We start from the raw sequence: 21,044 nt of genomic DNA, 5'->3' as shown, positions 1-21,044 counted from the left end.
ACGGTAGAGGCAAAGCGGTCATGGACCGTCATGCCGTGGTACCGATCACCGTGGCCGAACACAGGTGCCACCTCGGATAACCTGGTCCGGTTTGGGCCGAAACACGGCGGAACGCTGCGGAACGCCGCAGAAGACTACGGAACACGACGATTGGGAGGGCTGATGGCAGGCCGGGGCCTCGGCGGCTGGGAACTGCACGGCGACGGTCGGCACATCGAGACCGGCGAGGTCGTCAAGCCCTGGGAGCGGCTCAGCTGGGGCCGGACCATCGGCCTGGGCGCGCAGCACGTCGCGTCGATGATCGGCGCCTGCTACGTCGCGCCGCTGCTGATGGGCCTGGACCCGAACCTCACCGTCATGATGTCGGGCGTCGCCACGATCCTCTTCCTGCTGCTGACCCGCGGCCGGATCCCGAGCTACCTCGGCAGCAGCCTCTCCTTCGTGGGCGCGGCGACGACGATCCGCATGCAGGGCGGGTCGACGTCAGCGATCACCGGCGCGCTGCTGGTGACCGGTGTGGTGCTGGCCGTGTTCGGCCTGGTGGTGAGGTCGGGCGGGGCGCGGATCATCCACGCGGTGCTGCCGCCCGCCGTGACCGGCGCGGTGGTCATGCTGATCGGCTTCAACCTGGCGCCGGTGACCGCGGGCACCTACTGGCCGCAGGACCAGTGGGTGGCGCTGGCCACCATGTGCGCGACCGGCTTCGCCCTGGTGGCGCTGCGCGGCTTCTGGTCCCGGATCGCGATCTTCCTGGGGCTGGTCTTCGGCTACGCGCTCTCCTGGGTGCTGGACCGGACGCTCGGCAAGATCCACTCGCCGGACGGCAGCGGCAAGGTCACCGACCACTGGCGGCTCGACCTCTCCGGCGTCGGCCACGCCCGGTGGGTCGGCCTGCCGCACTTCCACGGGCCCACGTTCAGCGCGTCGGCGATCGTGGTCGCGCTGCCGGTGGTGATCGCGCTGATCGCGGAGAACACCGGTCACGTCAAGGCCGTCAGCGAGATGACCGGCGCGGACCTGGACGACCGGATGGGCGACGCGATCGCCGCCGACGGCCTCGCCACGGTCGTCTCCACCGCGGTCGGCGGCGGCGCGACCACGACGTACGCCGAGAACATCGGCGTGATGGCGGCGACCCGCGTCTACTCCACCGCGGCGTACTGGTGTGCGGCAGTCTTCGCGCTGCTGTTCGGTCTCTGCCCCAAGTTCGGCGCGATCATCGCGGCGATCCCCGGCGGGGTGCTGGGCGGGATCACCGTCGTCCTCTACGGCATGATCGGGCTGCTCGGCGCGCAGATCTGGATCCGCAACAAGGTGGACCTGACCAATCCGATCAACCTGATCCCCTGTGCGGCCGGGATCATCGTCGGCGCGGGCGGCGTCACCATGAAGATCAGCGCGAACTTCTCACTCGGTGGCATCGCGCTCGGCACGATCATCGTCCTGTTCGGGTACCACGCGCTGCGCGCGTTGGCTCCCGCCGCGATGCGGCAGGCGGCGACGGCGGGGTCAGCAACGGGAGGGTCGGAAGAGGCGGAGGTCGACGGGACGCAGTCGACGGAGGGTCAGGCCGGGTCCTGACCGGTGCCCGGCAGCGCCCGGGCCGCGTCGACCAGCGCGGTGGCGGCCTCGTGCGGCAGGCCGAGGTGGGCGGCCAGCCAGCGGGCGTCATGGCCCTCGCGGGCCAGGATCCAGCCGGTCTGGACGCGATGGAGTTCCACCGCGCCCGGACCACGCAGATACGGCTCGACCAGCGCGGCGGGGAAGTCGGCGAGAGCCGACGCGTCGAACCACTCCGGCCGGTCCGGCCTCGTAGTGCCCGGCGTCACCCCGGACGACCTCCGTCGCCTGCGCACACGCACCGCGCCGAGCGTCAGCACCAACGCGGCCACGGCCACCAGCAGCACGCCCGTCGCCAACGCCCGGTCCACGCGCGGGGCCACCGCCAGGACGACGAGCTCCCCGCAGGCCACCGCCAGCACCACCGCTGCGGCAAGGACCTCGCCGTTGACCCGGCTTCGGGTGATCGGCACCGACGCACTCCTCTCCTCGGCTTCTCCGTCTTCTCTTCTCCACCGACAAACTGATGATCCGTCAGACGGCCAGGCAACAGTCAGGCGATGGCCCCGTCGCTGTGCGGCTCCTCCTCCATGTGCCAGTGCAGGTCCAGCACGCCCGGTTCGAGGGAGAGCCGGGTGACCACCGGTTCCAACGCCTTGCCGGCCTCGCCCTCGACCGTCACGGTCGCGCGCAGGCTGGCGATGTCCTCCCCCTCCCGGGTCGCGCGCAAGCCTGCTGGGGTGAGGCCCGCGGCGGTCAGCGCCTGGAGCAGCAGCGCGCGGATATGGGTTTCGTTGCGGCGGCTGCACCGCAGATGGACGATCACACGGCTGCTGCTGTCCGGGTCCGACCCGGCCGCGGGCGCCCGGTCCAGCATCCGCCCGGCCGGGCGCAGCACGAGATGCACGGCGAGCACCGCGAGCGTCCCCAGGAACGCCAACTGCAACCGCCCGGAGGCCGCCAGCACCCCGACCGCCGCCGAACACCACAGCGTGGCGGCCGTGTTGAGCCCTCTCACGCCGCCCCGGTCGCGCAGGATCACCCCACCGCCGAGGAAGCCGATGCCGGAGACGACGTAGGACGCGACGCGGGTGGGACTGCTGGTGTCCCCGGCCGCGACGCTGTAGAGGACGAAGAGCGTCGCGCCGGTGGCGACCAGCGCGTTGGTGCGCAGACCGGCCATCCGGGCGCGCCACTGTCGCTCGATGCCGATCAGCGCGCCGCAGCCGACGCCGGTGCCGAGACGGATCAGGAATTCGGCGGTGGTCAGGGACTGCACAGCCCGGACTCCTTCGGTGGTTCGTGTTCGGTGGTGCGCGTTCGGTGGTGCGCGTTCGGTGGTGCGCATGGGGGGTCGGGCCGAGTATGCGTGGTCGGAGCCGTCCTGCGGGGGAACTCCAGGCGTCGGCACGTCGGCGGGACGTCTCCTACTGCCTGAGCGGCCGTCAGCGACTGATGACGGGCCGTCAGTGGCCGGTGGCCATCTGGACGATCTTGACGACCACCAGGATCACGGCCATCAGCAGGTAGCCGCGCAGCGTCAGCAGGCCCGCCTTGCGAAGCGGCGAGAACGGCGGCCGGGACAGCGTGGAGAGGGCCGGGGTGCGCCACGCATCACGGTCGGCCTCCAGGAGCGCCTTGCGGTCGGCGGAGCTGAGCTTGGCCCGGTCGAGCGACCGCACCTCGCCCGGCTCGACGCCCTCGAACGCCGCCTCGACCGTGGCGGCGGCCGCCGTCCGCGCGGCGTTCCGGGACCGCAGGGCGACCAGCCCGCCGCCGAGCACGCCGATGACCACGCCCACCGCGAAACCCCACACGAGCTGGGAGGTGGTCAGGTTGGGGAAGAACACCGTCGCGGTCAGCGACAGCGACAGCAGCACCAGCGTCCACACGATCACGCCGGCGACGATGTTCTGCTTCACCGTGTTCACCCACGGACCAAGCACCGGACGGTCGTTGCAGAGCAGCACCAGGAAGACCGTGGCCGAGGGCAGCAGCACACCGGCCAGCGCCTGCACGCCCTGGGTGATCAGGCCCTGCACGTGGGCGTCGGAGAACATGGTGATCGCCGCCGCGATCGCAATCAGGATGGCGTAGCCGACGTAGAACAGCGGCGCTTCGGAGATCTTCCAGTGCAGCGAGTGGCGACGCTTGAAGGTGTCGCCGAGCGTGTAGGTGGTGGCCAGGCTGACCGCGTTGGCGCCCACCAGCGCGGCGTCGAGGAGCACGATGGCGAAGAGCGAGCCGAGCGCGTTGCTGCCGTGCTGCTTGAGACCCTGGGCGACGCCGCCCGCGTCGCTGAACTGGCCGAAGAGGTCGGTGCCCTCGAACATCCAGGCGGCGGTGCCCATGATGGCGATCGCGCCGACGATGACGACCGCGATGCCGATCCACAGGTCGGCGCGTTCGTAGCGGATCCAGCGCGGGGTGATCCGCTTGTCGACGATGTTGGACTGCTGGAAGAAGAGCTGCCACGGCGCCACGGTGGTGCCGACGATGGAGACGATGACCAGCAGCAGCGTCGAGTTGAGACCGCCGGGGAACTGCGGGATGAAGCCGGCCGCGGTCTCCCCGACCTTCGGGTGGGACATGAACGCCATCGGCAGCATCACGATGTTCAGCGCGATGAGCGCGAAGAGGAACCGTTCCCAGCGCCGGAACGATCCGCCCGCCACCACGGCGAAGAGCAGCGCCGCGCCGAGCGGGATCGCCACGTCCTTCGGTATCCCGAAGTAGCCCAGCGCGAGCTGGACGCCGATGAACTCGGTCACGATGGTCAGCGCGTTGACGACGAACAGGTCGCCGACGCTGAACGCGCCCCAGAACTTGCCGAAGCGCTCGAAGATCAGCCGGGCGTGACCGACCCCGGAGACCGCGCCGAGACGGACGACCATCTCCTGGTTGACGTAGAGCACGGGGATCAGCAGCGCCAGCGTCCAGGCCAGCTTCATGCCGTAGTTCTGGCCCGCGCCGGCGTAGGTGCCGACGCCGCCGGCGTCGTTGTCGCCGACCATCACGATCAGGCCCGGCCCCATGATGGCCAGCAGCGTGCGGATCCGGTGCCACCAGTTCGTCCGGCGCTCGGTGTCGTCCTGGCGGATCGTACCGAGCGCACCGACGATGTCCCCGACATGGGCGGTGTCCAGCACAGCCGAACCGCCGTCCACGACGGCGTCTCTGGACGGCGGTTCGGGGTGTCCGGCGGGGCGTGCGGTGTCGGAAGCCATGGGAATTCCTCCTCGGAATCGGGCAGCCCGAAGGGACGCACGCCGTGGGTGGAAACGACAGGGGCGAGCGTCGTGCGGGCGGTAGGAAAATGGTTCTGGTGAAGTGGGGTGAATTCGGCGCGCCGAATTCGGGCAGCACGAATTCACGCCCGTGACCGGACCGGCGGAATCACCGGATCAGGCCATGCGTGTGCGTACCCGCGTGCCGGGAACTTCAGGAACTGCCAGGAACTTCAGGAGCTGCCGACTGTGGGACCGGTCGGGCGCGGATGCGGACTACTGCCAGGTTTCATCAGGCCCCACCTCCCCAGGTCAGCGCACTCCCGTGCGGAACACCGACACCTCTCACGTAAGAGCTTCGGCACTGCACGGCGTGTCCCGCCCGAAGAGCGAGCGGGAAGCCACTTGGCCTCGACCCTTAAGCCGGGAGGAGGTGTCCTGACCCTGGGCGTCTCTCGACGTCGTCGGGTCAGTGGCCTGTGTCCGTGCAGACGCCTCACCGAACGAGGTGTCGCAGGAGAAGTGAAGCGAGCCGCACCGGGAAAAGTCAACCCGGCACGTAACAATCGGCCGCGCCGGTAGTTGCGCATCGGTCGCAGGTGGGCGGAGAGATGAAATGACGTCAGCCCCGGAACCGTCGCGACAACAACACGTCAAAGAATCCGGGGACTTGCTTTCCCACCGAATCACTGATCTATGCTGGAGGCGTTGAAACGAAGAGGGCACCTCGTTCGGTGAGGCGTCTTCACGGACACAGGCCACTGATCCCACCCGTCGAGAGACGCTCCGGATCAGGACACCTCCTCCCGACCTAAGGGTTGAGGCCAAGTGGCTTCCCGGTCAGCGCACCAGGGATCACGCCGTGGAGTGCCAAAGCTCTGACGAGTTGGGGTGTTCCGGCTGTGTGCCGCGTGCCGTCGCGGTCTCTCACGCCGGTCCGCTCCTTGCCGCGTCGCATCGGTGCCAGACGCACCACGGCCGGAGGGAGGCGAAGTCATGGACGACTGTCCGAGTCCCAGTCCGGGTCGACCCCTGCCCGGCTGTACGGCCCAAGCCCGTCCAGCCCAGCCCGGTCCGGCCCGCGTCCACCGCTGACCGCACGCACGCGCCGTCCGCCACGTCTCCTACGGCTGTGGCGCGCGCACGCCTGCCCAGAAGGAGCCCCTTCGCCATGACCGTGATGTCCTTCCGCCTGCACACCCCGCACACCCCGACCCCGACGCAGGCGACCGGCCGTCGCCTGCACGACGCCCTGCGCGGCGCGTTCGGCCGGCTCCAGCACACCAGGGCCGCGGCCGAGTCCGCCGAGGTGACGCTCGCCCAGGCCACCGTGACCGCGCTGCGGACCACCGCCGCCGAGTCCTCGACCGCACGCGGGACGCTGCGCCTGGCGCTGCACGACGGCGTCGAGCGGGTCTACCTGCTCGACCCGAACGACTTCGCCGCGACCACCTCCCCGGAGGTCGCCTACGACGCGCGGGTGCACGCCGCGTACATCCTGGCCGCTCAGGGCCACCGCGCGGAGTGGCTGGCGCCCCACCTCGACCTGCCGCTCCCCGCCGCCCGCGCGATCTGCGCCCGTGCGGAACGCCACGGCCCCGACGGTCCGTGCAACGCCGTCGCGCGCCGCTGAGCCGAACTCACCGCCGCCCCCCGCCCGGAAGGACTTCCCCGTGACGGTCACCTACCAGCGCGCGCACCAGCACCGCGAGCTGTCCGCCGCCATCCCGCCGTCCCGCCTGCCTCCGGCGGGCCGTCGGCCACCGGTCCCGGCGGCGGTGCCACCCGGGATCGACATCGACCGGCGTCGCCGCCGGGCCTCCGCCGGTGGCCAGGTCCTGGACCTGACCCGGCGTGAGTTCGACCTGCTGGCCCATCTGGTCCTCAACGCGGAGCTGGTCTTCTCGCGCAGCCAGCTCCTGGAGCTCGTCTGGGACCAGCCGGACGTCGGCGACGGCCGGACCGTCGACGTCCACGTCGCCCGGCTGCGCCGGAAGCTGGGCAATCCGTACCGCTGGATGGTCGCCACCGTGCGCGGCGTCGGCTACAAGTACGACCCCGCGCCGTAGCGACAGCGCGGTAATTGCGACGTTGTCGCAGGTAGAAGCCTCGGGCATCTGTCTTCTCATCTTCACGGATGCGAAGATGAGTGTGTACGGTGGTCCTGTGAACACGCTTCCTGCGCTGCTGCTCGCGGCGGGCGGCGTCGGCTTCGGCCACGCCGTCATGCCGGACCACTGGCTGCCGCTCGCCGTCCTCTCCCGCACCCGGCGCTACCGCACCGGCCGGGTCGTCCGACTGTCCCTGACCGCCGCGCTGACCCACGTGCTCGTCTCGCTGCTGCTGGGCGCGGTGCTGGTGGTCGTCGGCCTCCAGTTCCGTACGACGATCGCCCGCCACACCGACCTCGTCGTCGGCGGCGTGCTGCTGGTGACGGGCGCGGTCTTCCTCGTCCTGGACCTGCTGGGCAAAGGCCACGGCCACAGCCACGACGCCGACGGCGGGCACAGGTACGGGCATGGGCATGGGCATGGGCATGGGCACGACCACGGGCACGGGCACACGCACCACCACGACCACGACGGCCACCACGCCCACGCCGTCGCGACCACGGCCGTACTGGACCGACCGACAACGGAACACGAGCACAGCCACCCGCAGCACAGTCACCCGCAGCGCAGCCCGCGCGGACTGGCCGGGCTGCTGATCCCCTTCGGGGCCGCCGCCTCGCCGGATCTGACGATCCTTCCGGTCTTCCTCGCCGCAGGTGCGCTCGGTGCGACGGCGGCGATCGGCTCGCTGCTCGTCTTCACCCTGGCGACCGTCGGCACGATCGTGGGCCTGACCGTCGCCGCCGCGCTCGGGGCGCGGCTGCTCACGGCCCCCTGGATCGACAAGCGCGCCAACACGCTGACGGCGGTCACGCTGCTGGCGATCGGCGCGCTGGTCGCACTCGGCTGGATCTGACCTGACGGGATCCGACCTGGCTGGATCCGACCAGCGGGTCTGTTACGCGCCTGCTGCAGCCGCCCGGCCGGCACGTCCCGCCGGGCGGGGCAGGTAGGTCGCGGCGTAGACGAGGGTCGCCGCCGCCATGATGCCGAAGCTGGGCGGGCACTGCGGGATCCACGCGGCGGCGGCCAGGCCGGCCCACATCTCCGCGACCGCCAGGCCGCCCGCGAGCGCCAGGCCGACGAACGGCCGCTGGGTCATCCGCAGCGCCGCGCCCGCCGGAGCGGCCAGCAGGCCGAGCAGCAGCAGCGAGCCGACGGCCTGGGTGGCCTCGCCCGCCGTCAGGCCGACCAGGGCCAGAAAGCCCAACCCCAGCGCCTTGACCGGGACTCCGCGCGCGGCGGCGACGTTCTCGTCCAGCGTCGCGAAGAGCAGCGGGCGGGCGATCAGCAGCACCAGTGCCGTCACTACGAGCGCGATCACGACCGCGACCGTCGTCTGGCCGCCGTCGAGGCCGAAGATGGAGCCGAAGAGCACCGAGGTGCCCGCGCCGCCGTTCCCCATGCCGCTGGCCGAGGCGGTGTAGAGGGTGAGGAAGAACGAGCCGAGGCCGAGGATCCAGGCGAAGGCGCTGCCGATCACCACGTCGTCCGCCTTGCCGCGTCGGCCGATGCCGCCGAGCAGCAGCCCGACCAGGACGCAGGAGACGAAGAGGCCGAGTCGCAGGTCGTATCCGGCGGCGAGCGCGGCCATCGCGCCGGTGAAGGCGACATGGCTCAGCGCGTCACCGGTGAAGACCTGCGCACGCAGCACCAGGAAGAAGCCGACCAGACCGGCCGCCAGCGCGATGAACGTCCCTGCCAGCAGCGCGTTGTGGAAGAACGGCTGGGTCCAGGCCGACACCGCGAGGGACACGGTCGGGTTCACGGTCGGGGCCGTCATGCCGCACCTGCCAGGGTCGGGAGCGCGCGTCGCCGCTCGACGGCCGCGGCCAACGCCCGCGCGCCGTGGGCGAGCAGGAAGAGCGCGAACGCGAACGTGGTGACGAAGAAGCCGAGTGGGTAGTTCCAGTACCAGCCCGCGAACAGGCCGAGCCAGGTCACGCCGAAGCCGATGACGACGGTGAGCAGCAGGCTCAACCCCGGCCGGGCGGTGAGTACCTGGGCGGTCGCGGCGGGCAGCACCATCAGCGCGAAGACCAGCAGCGCGCCGGTGATCTGCGCCGCCTCGGCGGTCGCCGCGCCGAGCAGCACCAGGAACGCCACGGACAGCGCCCGCACCGGAACCCCGCGCGCGGCGGCGACCTGCGGGTCCACCGAGGCGAAGAGCAGCGGGCGGCCGATCACCGCGAGCACGCCCAGCACCACGACTCCGGCGACGGCCAGCGTGGTCACCTGACTGCTGGTGATGCCGGTGAAGCTGCCGAACAGCAGTGCCTGCGGGCCCTCCAACAGGCCCTTGTAGAGCGCCATGAAGAGGTAGCCGCAGGCCAGCAGGAAGGCCTGGACAGTGCCGGTGGCCGCCGACTCCTCCGAGTCGCCGGGCTGACCGGCGCGGTTGCGGCGCAGCAACGCCAGCACCAGCGCTGCGGCGATGCAGAAGCCGAAGTAGCCCAGGCTGAGCGCGAATCCGGCCAGCGTCGCGAACGCCGCACCGGGGAAGGCGACGACGGACAGCGTGTGCGCGGCGAAGGTCTGCCGCCGCAGCACGACGTACCAGCCGACGACGCCCGCGACGACTGCGACGATCGCGCCCGCGCGGAAGGCGTTCAGCATGAACGGGTACGACCACATGATCTGGAAGTCGTAGAGCAGGTTCCAGGAGAACGGAGGGGCGGTTCCCATCTCAGCCACCCGCTCCGGCGTGTGCTCCGGTGTGCTCCCCCGCACGTGCGCCGTGCACTCCGGAGTGCGCTCCGGCACCCTCGGGCTGCCCGACGACGACCAGCCGGCCGTCCTGGGTGGAGAGCACCTCGACGGGGGTGCGGTAGAGGCGGGTCAGCGTCTCGGAGGTGATGACCTCGGTGGGCCGACCGCTGACCGCGCCGCCCTCGGCGATGTACACGACCCGGTCCAGGTGGTGCAGGATCGGGTTGACGTCGTGCGCGACCATGACCACGGCGACCTGCTCCTGGTGGCAGATCCGGCCGATCAGCGCGGCGACGGCGCTCTGGTTGGGGAGGTCGAGGCTGTCCAACGGCTCGTCCAGCAGCAGCACTTCGGGCTTGCGGACGAGGGCCTGCGCGATCAGCAGCCGCTGCTGCTCGCCGCCGGAGCACTGCCCGATCGGCCGGTGCGCGTAGGCGCTCGCGCCGACGAGCTCGATCACCTCGCGGACGCGCTCCTGCTGGGCCCGACGGTTGCGCGCCCAGGGCAGCGGTATGCCCCAGCGGTCGCCGTCCAGGCCCATCCGGACGATGTCGACGCCGCGGATCCGCAGGCTCGGGTCGAAGCTGCGGCGCTGCGGCAGGTAGCCGACCCGGCTGCCCGCCTCTCCGGGCTTGCGGCCGAGCACGCGTATCTCGCCCTCGGCGGCGGGCACGACGCCGAGCAGCACCTTGACCAGCGTGGACTTGCCGACGCCGTTGGGGCCCAGCACGGCGACGAACTCGCCCGCCTGGACGTCCAGGTCGACGCCGGACCACAGCGTCCGCGCGCCCACGCGCACGGCGGCGGCGCGCAGAGCGACGACGGGCGCGGCGGCGGGCGTCGCGCCGGTCGTCGCGCCGGTCGTCGCGCCGGTCGTCGCGGGGGCCGGGACGGCCTTCGGTGCGGCGTCGACGGATGCGCTCACGGGGGGAGGATTCATGGCGTCACTTCCCGGTGGCCTGGTGGAGAGCCTGCTGGAGGCCCTGGAGCTCGGCGACCTGCCACTGCTGGAACGTGTCGTTCGCAGGGGCCAGTGTCTCGGTCACGGTGGTGACCGCAATGCCCTCGGACTTGGCCAGGTTGACCTGCGCGACCACGTCCGGGGTCGAGTTCTGGCTGTTGTAGACGTAGACCTTGATCTGCTTGCTCTTGATCTGCTGGTCGATCAGCGCCTTGTCCGCGGCGGTCGGGTCGGTGCCCTCGCTCATCGCGTCCAGGAAGGTCTCCGGCGTCATCATCTTCAGGCCGAGGCCCTCGGCGAGCGGCGTTACGATCGACTCGGACGCACCGATCGGCGTGCCCGCGTACTTCTGCTTGATCTGGGCGATCAGCTGGTTGTACGGAGCGAGGGTCTGCGTCTCGAAGGTCTGCTGCTGCGCGTCGAAGTAGGCGGCGTCGGCCGGGTCGAGCTTCTTGTACTCGGCGGTGATCGCGGCGATGACCTGCTTGACGTTGTCCGGCGAGTACCAGCGGTGCGGGTTGCCGCCCGGCTTGATGCCGACAAGGTCGCCGACGTTGAGCTCGGCGCGGCCCGTGCCCGGGTTGGTGGCCAGCAGCTTGTCCGCCCAGGCGTCGTAGCCGATGCCGTTGACGATGGCCAGCTGCGCCGTGGTGACGGTGCGCGCGTCGGCGGCGGTCGGGTCGTACGAGTGCGGGTCGGTGTTCGGGTTGGTGATGATGCTGGTCACGTGCACGCGGGAGCCGCCGAGCTGGGTGGCGATGCTGCCCCAGAAGTTCTCGGCGGCCGCAACCTGGATCACCTTGCCGCCGGACGCGCCGGCCGATCCCGTCGTGGTCCCCGCGGGCGCGGTGGTCGCGCAGGCGCTGACCGACGCCACCAGCGCGACGGCTCCGGCGCCCAGTGCCAGCTTGGCGGTACGACGGCGGGAAGCGGCGGCGGGCGCGGGCATGATCAGGGACCCCCTGGGCTGGGACATCGGTGCGGTGATGTCTTCAGGTTAACTTGGAAACGGTTTTCATCGTAGCCCGAATGGGTGTGAGATGAAAACCGTTCCCGCGCTCGCCCGTCCGGGGCGCCCGGTGCCAGGCCCGCGCCAAGAGCGCGTCAGGGTCTGCCGCCCGAGCGCTCGGAGCGCGTCAAGGACCGCCCCACGCGGGCCCGGACGGCGGTGAACTGGTGGCATGACTCAGCCAGTGATGGTTCTCGACGATTTCCCCGCTCTCGACGTCCCCGTCGCCCCGGCCCGCCCGACCCGTCCGGCCCGTCCAGCGAACGCGGCCACCCCGGCGCGCCCGGCCGACGCCGCGCCCGCGGACCATGACGCCGACGAGGACGAGGTGCTCGCCCTCACCGGCCACTGCCGGATGTCCATGCACTTCCAGCTCTAGTCGCCGAACGGACCAGCCGGGCCAGGTCGAGCGTGGTGACGGCGCCGACCAGGAGTCCTCCGTCGAGGACGAGCAGCGGCAGCCGTCCCCGGCTGTCGTCCAGCGCGTCCAGCAGGTCGTCCTGCGTCGACGCCGTCGCCCAGGTCGACAGCGGCACGGCGACGTCCCGCAGCCGCACCGCACCGCGCCGACCGGGCGGGATGCCCAGCACCGTGCGCCAGCGGACCACGCCGCTCGGGTAGCCGTTGAAGTCCACGACCGGGACCGCACCGAGGCTGCGCCAGGTGGTGCTCTCCTCGAAGACGCGGTCGACCGTGGACCAGTCGGGCCGGGTGAACGCGGGCGTGGTCATCGCCTCGCCGACCCGGACGCCCCGCGCGGACGCGGCCAGCGCCGCGTGCCGGACCTCCGCCGAGGCGGCCACCACGAGGAACCCGCCGACCAGCAGCAGCCATACGCCCGCCGAGCCGGTCGCGGTGCGCAGCAGCACGATCCAGCCGCCCAGCACCATCACCCCGCCGAGCGCCTGGCCGCAGCGACCGGCCTGCCGCTCGGCCCGGTCCCGGTCGCCGCCGCGCCACCAGAGCACCGCCTGCAGCACCCGGCCGCCGTCCAGCGGCGCGCCGGGCAGCAGGTTGAAGACGGCGACCAGCAGGTTGATCACGCCGGTCCAGATCAGCACCGCCGCCGGCACGTCCCAGTCCAGCACGTTCAGCGCCACCAGCCCCACGCCCCAGGTGGCCGCCGCGACGAGCAGGCTGACCACCGGGCCCGCGAGCGCCACCAGCAGCTCCCGGCCGGGGCCGTGCAGCCGTCCGATCCGGGTCACGCCACCGAGTCCCCAGACGGTCATGTCGTCGACCCGCGTCCCCGCCCGCCGGGCGACCACGCCGTGGGCGACCTCGTGCAGCACCAGGCTGGCGATCAGCAGCAGCGCCCCGACCAGGCCGCCGAGCAGGTAGACGCCGGAGGAGCGCCCCGGCACCCAGGCGGGTAGGACGTTCGCGGCCAGACCGAGGGTCAGCAGGAAGACGAGCAGCGGCGCACTCCAGTGGACCCGCAGCGGGATCCCGAAGAGCCTGCCCAGGGGCACGGAACCGTTCATGGCCACCGCCTCCCTTCCTACGTCCCTCCCTGGAGAGTCTGCGCCCGGGAGGGGCGCTCAAACAGGCCCCGGCGCCGGGGTCATGCGCTGATGCCGGACCCACCTGGCACACCGGCGCGCGGACCCTCTAGGTTGGGGCCGCGCAAGATCACCCCACGCCTACGCCCACGACTCCCGGAGCCCGCCGTGAACGATCTCTTCTCCGTCGCCGGAAAGACCGCCCTCGTCACCGGAGGCACCCGGGGCATCGGCCTGATGATCGCGCGCGGACTGGTCCAGGCGGGCGCGAAGGTCTACGTCAGCTCGCGCAAGCCGGAGGCCTGTGAGGCAGCCGTCAAGGAGCTCGCCCAGTACGGCGAGGCCGTGGCGCTCCCGGCCGACCTGTCGCAGGTGGAGGAGTGCCACCGCCTCGCCCAGGAGCTCGCCGCCCGTGAGGAGCGGCTGCACATCCTGGTCAACAACGCAGGCGCGACCTGGGGTGCGCCGCTGGACGAGTTCCCGGTCAGCGGCTGGGACAAGGTCATGGACCTGAACCTGCGCAGCCCGTTCCTGCTCACCCAGGCCCTGCTGCCGCAGCTGCGCGCGGCCGCCACGGACGAGGCCCCGGCCCGCGTCATCAACGTCGGCTCCATCGACGGCCTGCACGTCAGCCCACTCCCCGCCTACTCCTACGCGGCCAGCAAGGCCGGGCTGCACCACCTGACCCGCGTGCTGGCGAAGGAGCTCGGGCCGCAGGGCATCACCGTCAACGCGATCGCCCCGGGCCCGTTCGAGTCCAAGATGATGGCCGCGACGCTGGAGTCCTTCGGCGAGGCGATCGCCCAGGCCGCGCCGCTGCGCCGGATCGGCCGCCCGGACGACATGGCGGGGGTCGCGGTCTACCTGTCCAGCCGGGCGGGTTCCTACGTCACCGGCGCGGTCATCCCGGTCGACGGCGGCATCGGCACCACGGTCTGACCCGCGGCACGGCGGAACGGACAACCGAGCACTTCCAAGGGGACGGGACATGGAACGCCGCCAACTGCTGCGCGGGCAAAGAAGGCTGGCGCTCGTCGTGGTCACCGGGACGCTGGTGATCGCGATGATCGGGTTCGTCGGCTCGTACGACGCCGTGATGCGGCTGGCCCAGCGCAACGGCTTCGGCTGGTTCGCCTACGTGCTGCCCGTCGGCATCGACGTCGGCATCACCGTCTTCCTGGCGCTGGACCTGCTGCTGACCTGGATGCGGATCCCGCTGGCGCTGCTGCGCCAGTTGGCGTGGCTGCTGACGGCGGCGACCGTCGTCTTCAACGCCGCCTCGGCCTGGCCGAATCCGCTGGCCACGAGCATGCACGCGGTCGTCCCGCTGCTGTTCGTCGCGGCGATCGAGGCGGCGCGCCACATGGTCGGGCGGATGGCCCAGATCGAGGCCAACCAGTTCATGGAGGGGACGCGGCTGGGCCGTTGGTTCTTCGCCCCCGTCGCCACCTTCCGGCTCTGGCGCCGCCGCCAGCTGTGGGAGCTGCGCAACTACCAGGACGCGCTGGAGATGGAGCGCCGCCGACTGGTCTTCCGGGCCCGACTGCGGTCGCGCTACGGCCTGTTCTGGCGGCAGAAGGCGCCGGTCGACCAGATCCTGCTGCTCAAGCTGGCCAACCTGGGCGAACGGCTGCCCGAGTTCGAGCTGGAGATCGCCCGGATCGAGCCCGAGCCCGCCCCCGCTCCCCCGGTCCGCCCCGCGCTGCCGCCCGCGCCTACCGAGCCCGAGCAGGGCGTGACGGAGCCGGTCGAAGAGCAGCAGGAAGCGGTCCCCGTGACCGTCCCGTCCACGCCGACCGTGTTCGGCGCCGGCACGCCCATCGAGCAGTACCAGCACGGCTTCGACGAGTACACCCGGCAGCACGGCGCCCACCCGAACGCCGAGCAGCTGTCCGCCTGGCTCTTCGAGCAGCACGACATCAAGGGACGTACCGGCGAGCCGCTGCGCGTCGGCTACCTGCTCCGGCTCCTGCCGTCGTTCCAGGCACGCTGGACCGCGGCGCAGCAGGCCGCCCCGCACGTCCCCGCCGACGCCGAGACCGAACCGGTAGCCGACCCCGTCCCCGCAGGCGTCAGTGGAGCCAGTGACGTCAGTGCGGACGCATCCGGTCCCAGCCTCCCGCAGGGGTGAAGAGGTAGCGCAGTTTGCCCGTCGTGGTGCGCTCCGCCGGGCGGTAGTCGTCCGCCGGCGGTTCGATGCCCGGGTGCGGGGCCGGTTCCAGCAGCGGGTGGCGGCGCATCCCGCGCGCCCGGTCGCCGAGCTGGTCCAGCTCCTCCTGGTCCAGCGTGGCGCGCAGCAGCGGGAAGACCTGTGCCTCCTCCCAGTGCATGTGCCCGGTGACGTGGGTTCCCAGCACGCCCATCAGCCGGTCGAAGCCGGGCGCGTGCGCGTCGAGCAGACGGATCCGGCGCAGCAGCACGTCGGTCTGGGCGTGCGCGCCGAGGCACGGGACGGCCATCGCACTGCCGCCCTCGGTCCGCTCGCGGATCATCGGGTAGACCAGCGCCTCCTCGATGGCGTCGTGCGCCACGATCTGGCGGGTGACCTGGTCGGCGATCTCCTTGCGCTCCGGGTGGCCGAAGCCGACGCCCAGGAAGGCGCTGAAGGTCCGGGTGATTTCCTCGTGGTCGGCGATCAGGCCGTCGAGCAGGTCGCCTTGGGCGCGGTCGCGGTCGATGTGGGTCTCGATACTCATCAGAAGCACCTCCGGTCGAAAGAGGTCCCCCGCGTCTCTCTTACCCCGCCCGAGGCAGTTCCGATCTCCCCGCTCAGATCCAGTCGCGGCGCTTGAAGCCGAAGTAGAGCGCGACCGAGATGCCGATCGTCACGCCGGTCGAGACCCAGAAGCCCCACTCGGTGCCGAAGCCCGGGTACGGGACGTTCTGGCCGTAGAAGCCGGTGACGGCGGTCGGGACGGCGACGATCGACGCCCAGCTGGTCACCTTCTTCATGATCATGTTCATCCGGTTGCCCTGGACCGTCAGATTGGTCTCCATGATCGAGCCGACCATGTCGCGCAGCGACTCGGTCCACTCGGTCACCCGCAGCACGTGGTCGTAGACGTCCTGGTAGTACGGCATCATCGGGTCGGCCACGACGTGCACGTCGCGGCGCATCAGGGTGTTGACCATCTCGCGCATCGGCAGCGCCATCCGCCGCAGCCGGACCAGGCTCTTGCGCAGGGCGAAGGACGCGCGCTGGATGTCGCGGGTCTCCTTGGCGTTGGCGTCGAAGAGGATGTCCTCCAGCTCCTCGATCCGGTCGTCCATGTCCTGCACGGCGCGGAAGTGCCCGTCCACGACGTGGTCGAGCAGCCCGTGCAGCAGGAAGCCGACGCCGAACTGGCCGAGCTCCGGCGCGTCGTCCCAGCGGGAGACGACGTCGTCCATGTCGAACCGGTCGTCCGTCCGGACGGTGATCAGCGCGTTCGCGGTGACGAAGACCGACAGCTCGCGGATGACCAGGTCCTCGTGGTCATGGGCGGCGCACACCGCGTACATGGAGAGGAAGCAGTGGTCCTTGTAGCGGTCCAGCTTGGGCCGCTGGTGCTCGTGGCGGGCGTCCTCGACGGCGAGCTCGTGGAGGCCGAACTCCTCGGTGAGCAGCGCGAAGTCGTCCGGGGTCGGTGCGCAGAGGTCGAGCCAGACCACCGAGCCGTCCTCGGCGACGTGGTCCGAGATCTCGGCGGCCGGGAAGTTCTCCAGGGCGAGCTTCCCGTCACGGTAGAGACGGGTGCGGACGGTCGAGGTGGCGGACAAGGTCGCGGTCGAGGTCGCGGTCGAGGTCGCGGTCGGAGCTGCGGTCACGGCGGTGTCGGGCATCGGGACACCATAGCCGCACAACGATCGCGCCCCGGAACCGGGCTTGCCGGTCCGGGGCGCGATGGTGCGATCGGGCGTCGCTCAGCTCTCGCGGCGCGGCAGCTTCCAGCCCGGACGGGGGAAGTGGCAGGTGTAGCCGTTGGGGTAGCGCTCCAGGTAGTCCTGGTGCTCCGGCTCGGCCTCCCAGAACGGCCCGATCGGGGCCACCTCGGTGACGACCTTGCCGGGCCACAGCCCGGACGCCTCCACGTCCGCGATGGTGTCCTCGGCGATCCGCTTCTGCTCGTCGTCCAGGTAGAAGATCGCCGAGCGGTAGCTGGCGCCGATGTCGTTGCCCTGGCGGTCCTTGGTCGTCGGGTCGTGGATCTGGAAGAAGAACTCCAGGATCGCCCGGTAGTCGGTCTCGGCCGGGTCGTAGACGATCTCGATCGACTCCGCGTGGGTGCCGTGATTGCGGTAGGTGGCGTTGGGGACGTCACCTCCGCTGTAGCCGACCCTCGTCGTCAGTACGCCCGGCTGCCGCCGGATCAGCTGCTGCATGCCCCAGAAACAACCGCCCGCCAGGACAGCCTTCTCCGTCTGCGCCACCACGAGATCCTCCTTCGGTCCGTTCCACCCAGCCCAACGCGGCGGACATGGTCATCATTCCGCCGCGCGGGGCCACCGGCAGGTGCAGTTCGTCAGAACTCAGTTCTCAGTTCTTCGGGCCGGGCGCGAAGCCCAGCGCCGTGTTCGGCTGGCCCGACATCGCCGCGATCATCGCGTCGTGCCAGATCGGGCCGGCGGTCTCGTAACCGTAGGCCGGGTCGTAGCTGTGGCCGCCGATGTCCACGCCGTTGAGGGAGTTCAGCGGGTAGTTCGGGTTGGTGACCACGGTCGCGTCCGAGACCTGCGTGGTGTACCCCGCGAACCAGGCCTGGGCCTCGCTGTTGGTGGTACCGGTCTTGCCCGCGTCCGAGTACGGGATGGCCACCGAGGCACCAGTGCCCTGGTCGGAGACGACCGAGTGGAGCAGCGTGTTGACCTGCTGCGCCACGGCGGGCGTGAGCACCTGGTGGCAGTTGCCCGACGGCACCGTGAGGCTCTTGCCGGAGGCGTCGACCACCTGCGTGATCGCCGTCGGGCTGCAGTACGTGCCGTTGGCTGCGAAGGACGCGTAGGCGTTGGCGATCTGCAGCGGGGTGAGGTCGTTGACGCCCAGGGTCAGCGACTGCGCCTGCGCCAGCGGCTCCAGGCCGGTCCCGGCGGCGTTCATCATGCCCTGGTTGCCGAGCCCGAGGCTCTGCGCCATGTGCACGACGTTGCACAGGCCCGCCTGCGCCTCCAGCGGCACGAAGTAGGTGTTCACCGAGTCGGCCATGGCCTTGACCATGTCGATGTTCCCGTACGGGACGGTGGTGTCGTTCTGGTCGCCGGGGACGGCCGGGTGGACCACGCCGTCGCAGTCGGTCATCGCCGGATAGTCCGCGGAGGCGGGCGAGTTGATCGGGTAGCTGAGCGGAATGCCCTGGGAGAGCGCGGTCGCCGCGGTGACGGCCTTGAAGACCGATCCGGTCTGGAAGCCCTCGCCGCCACCGTGCATGGCGTCGACGTTGTAGTTGATCTCGGTCTGGTTGGTGCCGGTGCCGAACGGACGGCTCTGCGCCATCGCCAGGATCTGCCCGCTGCCGGGCTGCACCATGCTGGAGACCGCGACCGCCTTGTCGCTGGAGTAGATGTGGTTCTGCATGGCCTGCTCTTCGGCGGCCTGGTCCTGCGGGTTCAGCGTGGTGTGGATCTTCAACCCACCCTGGTCGAACAGCGCCTGCCGCGCCTCCGACGTCGCGCCGAACGCGGGGTCGTCCAGCAGCACGTGCTCGACGTAGTTGCAGAAGAACTCGTCGCCCGCCTTGGCGGCGATGCAGCCGGTCTTCGGCGTGGTCACCTTCAGGCCGAGCGGCTGGGCCTTGGCCTGGACCGCCTGGGCGGTGGAGATGCTCCCGTAGCTGGCCATCGCGTCCAGCACCTCGTTGCGGCGGGTCAACGCCGACGCCGGGTTCTGCACCGGGTCGTAGGCGGACGGCGACTGCACCAGCCCGGCGAGGAGCGCCGCCTCGGGCAGCGTCAGCTGGCTCGCGTGCTTGCTGAAGTACAGCTCCGCCGCGGCCTCGACGCCGTAGGCGCCGCCACCGAAGTAGGTGATGTTCAGGTAGTTGTCCAGGATCTGCTGCTTGCTGAGCTTCTGCTCCAGCTCGATCGCGTACTTCAGCTCCTGGATCTTGCGCCCGGCGGTCTGCCGGGTCGCCTCGGCGACACCGGCCGCGCTGTCGCCGGCCTCCTCGATGAAGACGTTCTTCACGTACTGCTGGGTCAGCGTCGATCCACCCTGGGAGACGCCGCCGCTGCTGCTGTCCTTGAGGAGCGCGCGGAGCGTGCCCTGGAGGTCGATGGCGCCGTGCTGGTAAAAGCGGTGGTCCTCGATGTCGACCAGCGCGTTCTGCATCACCGGGGCGATCTGGCTGAGCAGCACGGACGTGCGGTCACGCGAGTACACGGTCGCGATGACGCCGCCGTTGGCGTCGTAGATCGTCGACGCCTGCGAGAGCGTCGGGACGACGAGGTCGCCGGGAAGGTTGTTGAAGTCGTTCGCAGCGGCCTTGGCCGACAGCCCCACCCCACCGACGGCGGGCAACGCGATCCCCGCGACGATCGCGCCGGCGAGCGCGGAGGCGCCGACGAGCTGAACACCGAGCAAGGCCTTGTGTCCCGGGCCGCGGGATTCGCGCGGGGACGTACCGGAGAGGGGAGATCGCTTCGCTGCCACGGACCAACCCTAAGGCGCGAGGTCAGGGCCTCAGTCCCGAGTTGGGGGTCACGAGCGTCACAACTCTGCGACAGCCTGCTGAGCGTTGGCTGAGTGGGCTTGCGGCTGCGGACAAGTTGGACATTTCTGTGAGCTACCGCAGGGAGTTGCACCCGCTTCAGGGGCGCGGGGAACTAACGCAACGCGTGGAGCACGTCCTCGTCCGTCAGTTGGTGGAAATCCTGGTACCACTCCCCCACCGCGCCGAAGAAGCGCGGGACTTCGACGCAGATCACCTCGTCGCACACGCGTCCCACGACGCCGATCGCCTCCCGCGCAGCGACCGGGACCGCGACCAGCAGCCGCGCGGGCTTCGCTGCGCGCAGGTGCGTGCACGCCGCGCGAGCGGTGATGCCCGTCGCGAGCCCGTCGTCGACGACGACCACCGCCCGGTCACAGATGACAGGGGCCGGCCGGTCACCGCGATAGCGAAGCGCCCTGCGGTGGAGTTCGGCGCGTTCGCGAGCGACGTCGGGGGCGAGCTCGGCCGGGGTCAGGCCGAGCGTGGCCAGCGAGGCGTCGTCGAACAGGGGAGGGTCGTCGCCCGCCAGCGCGCCGACTCCGACCTCCGGCCAGCCCGGCGCGCCGATCTTGCGGACGACCAGGACGTCCCACGGCCAGTCCAGGGCGACGCCGACCCGCTCGGCGACCGGCACGCCGCCCCGGGCGAGGCCGAGCAGCAGGGGGTCGGGCAGGTCCGCCACGCCACGGTCCAGCAGGCGTTCGGCGAGCTGTCTGCCTGCGTCGATCCGGTCCCTGAATCGCATGGTCAGCCGAGATGTCAGAACAGGTCAGGTCAGGTGAGCAACAGCCGCAACTCCAGCTCGTGCTCGCCGGGTACGACGCCGCGGTCCTGGACGTGGACGGCCTCCTCCAGCGCCTCGCGGACGCGGTGCACCGAGTCCGCCGCGCCGATCAGGTCGGCGGAGACCTCGCCGTCGAGGTGGACCGGGGCGAGGTGCGTACCGTGGCGTCCGCCGGTGTCCAGCAGCAACGACCAGACGTTCGAGGCCGGGCGGGATCCCTCGGGCCGGACGTGGCCGGCGGTGGGCTCAGGCGGGAAGGCCGTTTCCAGCGCGGTCATCACCGCTTCGGCGTCCTCGGGTCGGCATCCGGCGAACTGGACGCAGACCTCCTCCTCGGCGCTCTTCCCAGGGTGCTTCGCAGTCGTGGCAGTCATGGAAACGCTCCGTCGTCCGGAAGCCACACAGGCACTACTGTCCGCGCTACCCGCCCCCAGCCAAGCGAAACGCTTCCCTCCGCTTCTGTTCCTGTTTACCTGTTACAGGCAACTAACTAGC

Annotated in this window: 21 protein-coding genes and 2 riboswitches; of the genes, 7 read left to right on the top strand and 14 right to left on the bottom strand. The window is 70.9% G+C overall.

Annotated features, from left to right (window positions below; genetic code table 11):
- Positions 1-162 precede the first annotated feature (162 nt).
- Entirely contained in the window at positions 163-1,581 is a 1,419-nt protein-coding gene (locus I2501_RS12830; protein WP_196194042.1) for a uracil-xanthine permease family protein, read from the top strand.
- On the opposite strand, the gene I2501_RS12825 is transcribed toward I2501_RS12830, so the two are convergent.
- The 3 genes from I2501_RS12825 to I2501_RS12815 form a co-directional block, all read right to left on the bottom strand.
- Positions 1,566-2,033, bottom strand: coding sequence for a hypothetical protein (locus I2501_RS12825; RefSeq protein WP_196194041.1), 468 nt, complete (start codon positions 2,031-2,033; stop codon positions 1,566-1,568). The two genes, I2501_RS12830 and I2501_RS12825, sit on opposite strands and share 16 nt — an antisense overlap.
- An 80-nt stretch (positions 2,034-2,113) precedes the next feature.
- Positions 2,114-2,839, bottom strand: coding sequence for an MgtC/SapB family protein (locus tag I2501_RS12820; RefSeq protein ID WP_196194040.1), 726 nt, complete (start codon positions 2,837-2,839; stop codon positions 2,114-2,116).
- Positions 2,840-3,026: 187 nt separating this feature from the next.
- Entirely contained in the window at positions 3,027-4,787 is a 1,761-nt protein-coding gene (locus I2501_RS12815; protein WP_196194039.1) for an NRAMP family divalent metal transporter, read from the bottom strand.
- A gap of 335 nt (positions 4,788-5,122) precedes the next feature.
- Positions 5,123-5,302: riboswitch (M-box (ykoK) riboswitch) on the bottom strand.
- A gap of 204 nt (positions 5,303-5,506) precedes the next feature.
- Positions 5,507-5,685, top strand: a riboswitch (M-box (ykoK) riboswitch).
- Between the two features lie 273 nt (positions 5,686-5,958).
- On the opposite strand from I2501_RS12815, the gene I2501_RS12810 reads away from it, so the two are divergent.
- From I2501_RS12810 to I2501_RS12800, 3 genes are all read left to right on the top strand, one after another.
- Positions 5,959-6,420 carry a hypothetical protein gene (locus tag I2501_RS12810; protein WP_196194038.1) on the top strand — a complete coding sequence of 154 codons (462 nt, stop codon included), beginning with the start codon at positions 5,959-5,961 and terminating at the stop codon, positions 6,418-6,420.
- A 40-nt stretch (positions 6,421-6,460) separates the two neighbouring features.
- The gene (locus I2501_RS12805) at positions 6,461-6,856 is read left to right on the top strand and encodes a winged helix-turn-helix domain-containing protein (protein ID WP_328806340.1); all 396 of its coding nucleotides are present in this window, start codon (positions 6,461-6,463) and stop codon (positions 6,854-6,856) included.
- A gap of 97 nt (positions 6,857-6,953) precedes the next feature.
- Complete coding sequence (locus I2501_RS12800; RefSeq protein WP_215909529.1) at positions 6,954-7,754, top strand: hypothetical protein; 801 nt, start codon at positions 6,954-6,956, stop codon at positions 7,752-7,754.
- Positions 7,755-7,796: 42 nt separating this feature from the next.
- Here I2501_RS12800 and I2501_RS12795 read toward each other — a convergent pair whose 3' ends face one another.
- From I2501_RS12795 to I2501_RS12780, 4 genes are read right to left on the bottom strand one after another with little or no spacing between them, the layout of a single operon-like run.
- Entirely contained in the window at positions 7,797-8,681 is an 885-nt protein-coding gene (locus tag I2501_RS12795; protein ID WP_196194035.1) for a metal ABC transporter permease, read from the bottom strand.
- Positions 8,678-9,583: a metal ABC transporter permease gene (locus I2501_RS12790; protein ID WP_196194034.1), complete on the bottom strand. Its 906-nt coding sequence runs from the start codon at positions 9,581-9,583 to the stop codon at positions 8,678-8,680. Before I2501_RS12790 ends, I2501_RS12795 begins: the two co-directional genes overlap by 4 nt.
- A gap of 1 nt (position 9,584) precedes the next feature.
- On the bottom strand, positions 9,585-10,532 hold the full coding sequence (locus tag I2501_RS12785) for a metal ABC transporter ATP-binding protein (protein WP_328806339.1): 948 nt from the start codon (positions 10,530-10,532) through the stop codon (positions 9,585-9,587).
- Positions 10,533-10,551: 19 nt separating this feature from the next.
- Positions 10,552-11,544, bottom strand: coding sequence for a metal ABC transporter solute-binding protein, Zn/Mn family (locus I2501_RS12780; protein WP_236046161.1), 993 nt, complete (start codon positions 11,542-11,544; stop codon positions 10,552-10,554).
- 205 nt (positions 11,545-11,749) lie between these two features.
- Here I2501_RS12780 and I2501_RS12775 point away from each other — a divergent pair, with 205 nt between their 5' ends.
- Positions 11,750-11,956, top strand: coding sequence for a hypothetical protein (locus I2501_RS12775; RefSeq protein WP_196194032.1), 207 nt, complete (start codon positions 11,750-11,752; stop codon positions 11,954-11,956).
- Here I2501_RS12775 and I2501_RS12770 read toward each other — a convergent pair.
- On the bottom strand, positions 11,916-13,061 hold the full coding sequence (locus tag I2501_RS12770) for a site-2 protease family protein (protein ID WP_196194031.1): 1,146 nt from the start codon (positions 13,059-13,061) through the stop codon (positions 11,916-11,918). The genes I2501_RS12775 and I2501_RS12770 overlap by 41 nt on opposite strands.
- Before the next feature lie 186 nt (positions 13,062-13,247).
- Here I2501_RS12770 and I2501_RS12765 point away from each other — a divergent pair, with 186 nt between their 5' ends.
- Positions 13,248-14,018: an SDR family oxidoreductase gene (locus tag I2501_RS12765; RefSeq protein ID WP_196194030.1), complete on the top strand. Its 771-nt coding sequence runs from the start codon at positions 13,248-13,250 to the stop codon at positions 14,016-14,018.
- A gap of 49 nt (positions 14,019-14,067) precedes the next feature.
- Positions 14,068-15,210, top strand: a complete 1,143-nt coding sequence (locus I2501_RS12760) for a DUF2637 domain-containing protein (protein WP_196194029.1) — start codon at positions 14,068-14,070, stop codon at positions 15,208-15,210.
- On the opposite strand, the gene I2501_RS12755 is transcribed toward I2501_RS12760, so the two are convergent.
- From I2501_RS12755 to I2501_RS12730, 6 genes are all read right to left on the bottom strand, one after another.
- Entirely contained in the window at positions 15,170-15,775 is a 606-nt protein-coding gene (locus I2501_RS12755; RefSeq protein ID WP_196194028.1) for a hemerythrin domain-containing protein, read from the bottom strand. The genes I2501_RS12760 and I2501_RS12755 overlap by 41 nt on opposite strands.
- Before the next feature lie 73 nt (positions 15,776-15,848).
- On the bottom strand, positions 15,849-16,901 hold the full coding sequence (locus tag I2501_RS12750) for a magnesium transporter CorA family protein (RefSeq protein WP_196194027.1): 1,053 nt from the start codon (positions 16,899-16,901) through the stop codon (positions 15,849-15,851).
- Positions 16,902-16,982: 81 nt separating this feature from the next.
- Complete coding sequence (gene msrA / locus I2501_RS12745; RefSeq protein WP_328806338.1) at positions 16,983-17,492, bottom strand: peptide-methionine (S)-S-oxide reductase MsrA; 510 nt, start codon at positions 17,490-17,492, stop codon at positions 16,983-16,985.
- Positions 17,493-17,595: 103 nt separating this feature from the next.
- Positions 17,596-19,704, bottom strand: a complete 2,109-nt coding sequence (locus tag I2501_RS12740) for a transglycosylase domain-containing protein (protein ID WP_196194026.1) — start codon at positions 19,702-19,704, stop codon at positions 17,596-17,598.
- Positions 19,705-19,877: 173 nt separating this feature from the next.
- Positions 19,878-20,510 carry a phosphoribosyltransferase gene (locus I2501_RS12735; protein ID WP_196194025.1) on the bottom strand — a complete coding sequence of 211 codons (633 nt, stop codon included), beginning with the start codon at positions 20,508-20,510 and terminating at the stop codon, positions 19,878-19,880.
- A 29-nt stretch (positions 20,511-20,539) separates the two neighbouring features.
- Positions 20,540-20,923, bottom strand: a complete 384-nt coding sequence (locus tag I2501_RS12730) for a hypothetical protein (protein ID WP_196194024.1) — start codon at positions 20,921-20,923, stop codon at positions 20,540-20,542.
- Between the last annotated feature and the right edge of the window lie 121 nt (positions 20,924-21,044).

This window comes from Streptacidiphilus fuscans (assembly GCF_015690355.1).
Taxonomy (GTDB): domain Bacteria; phylum Actinomycetota; class Actinomycetes; order Streptomycetales; family Streptomycetaceae; genus Streptacidiphilus; species Streptacidiphilus fuscans.
The sequence above is the reverse complement of the archived record's forward strand: the minus strand, read 5'-3'. Positions and strand labels throughout refer to the sequence as shown.

Bases quoted from the DNA above. Each gene is read 5' to 3' on its own strand.
- I2501_RS12830 (WP_196194042.1), top strand. From the start codon at position 163: ATGGCAGGCCGGGGCCTCGGCGGCTGGGAACTGCACGGCGACGGTCGG.
- I2501_RS12815 (WP_196194039.1), bottom strand. From the start codon at position 4,787: ATGGCTTCCGACACCGCACGCCCCGCCGGACACCCCGAACCGCCGTCC.
- I2501_RS12810 (WP_196194038.1), top strand. From the start codon at position 5,959: ATGACCGTGATGTCCTTCCGCCTGCACACCCCGCACACCCCGACCCCG.
- I2501_RS12795 (WP_196194035.1), bottom strand. From the start codon at position 8,681: ATGACGGCCCCGACCGTGAACCCGACCGTGTCCCTCGCGGTGTCGGCC.
- I2501_RS12790 (WP_196194034.1), bottom strand. From the start codon at position 9,583: ATGGGAACCGCCCCTCCGTTCTCCTGGAACCTGCTCTACGACTTCCAG.
- I2501_RS12780 (WP_236046161.1), bottom strand. From the start codon at position 11,544: ATGTCCCAGCCCAGGGGGTCCCTGATCATGCCCGCGCCCGCCGCCGCT.
- I2501_RS12775 (WP_196194032.1), top strand. From the start codon at position 11,750: ATGACTCAGCCAGTGATGGTTCTCGACGATTTCCCCGCTCTCGACGTC.
- I2501_RS12770 (WP_196194031.1), bottom strand. From the start codon at position 13,061: ATGAACGGTTCCGTGCCCCTGGGCAGGCTCTTCGGGATCCCGCTGCGG.
- I2501_RS12760 (WP_196194029.1), top strand. From the start codon at position 14,068: ATGGAACGCCGCCAACTGCTGCGCGGGCAAAGAAGGCTGGCGCTCGTC.
- I2501_RS12755 (WP_196194028.1), bottom strand. From the start codon at position 15,775: ATGAGTATCGAGACCCACATCGACCGCGACCGCGCCCAAGGCGACCTG.
- I2501_RS12750 (WP_196194027.1), bottom strand. From the start codon at position 16,901: ATGCCCGACACCGCCGTGACCGCAGCTCCGACCGCGACCTCGACCGCG.
- I2501_RS12735 (WP_196194025.1), bottom strand. From the start codon at position 20,510: ATGCGATTCAGGGACCGGATCGACGCAGGCAGACAGCTCGCCGAACGC.
- I2501_RS12730 (WP_196194024.1), bottom strand. From the start codon at position 20,923: ATGACTGCCACGACTGCGAAGCACCCTGGGAAGAGCGCCGAGGAGGAG.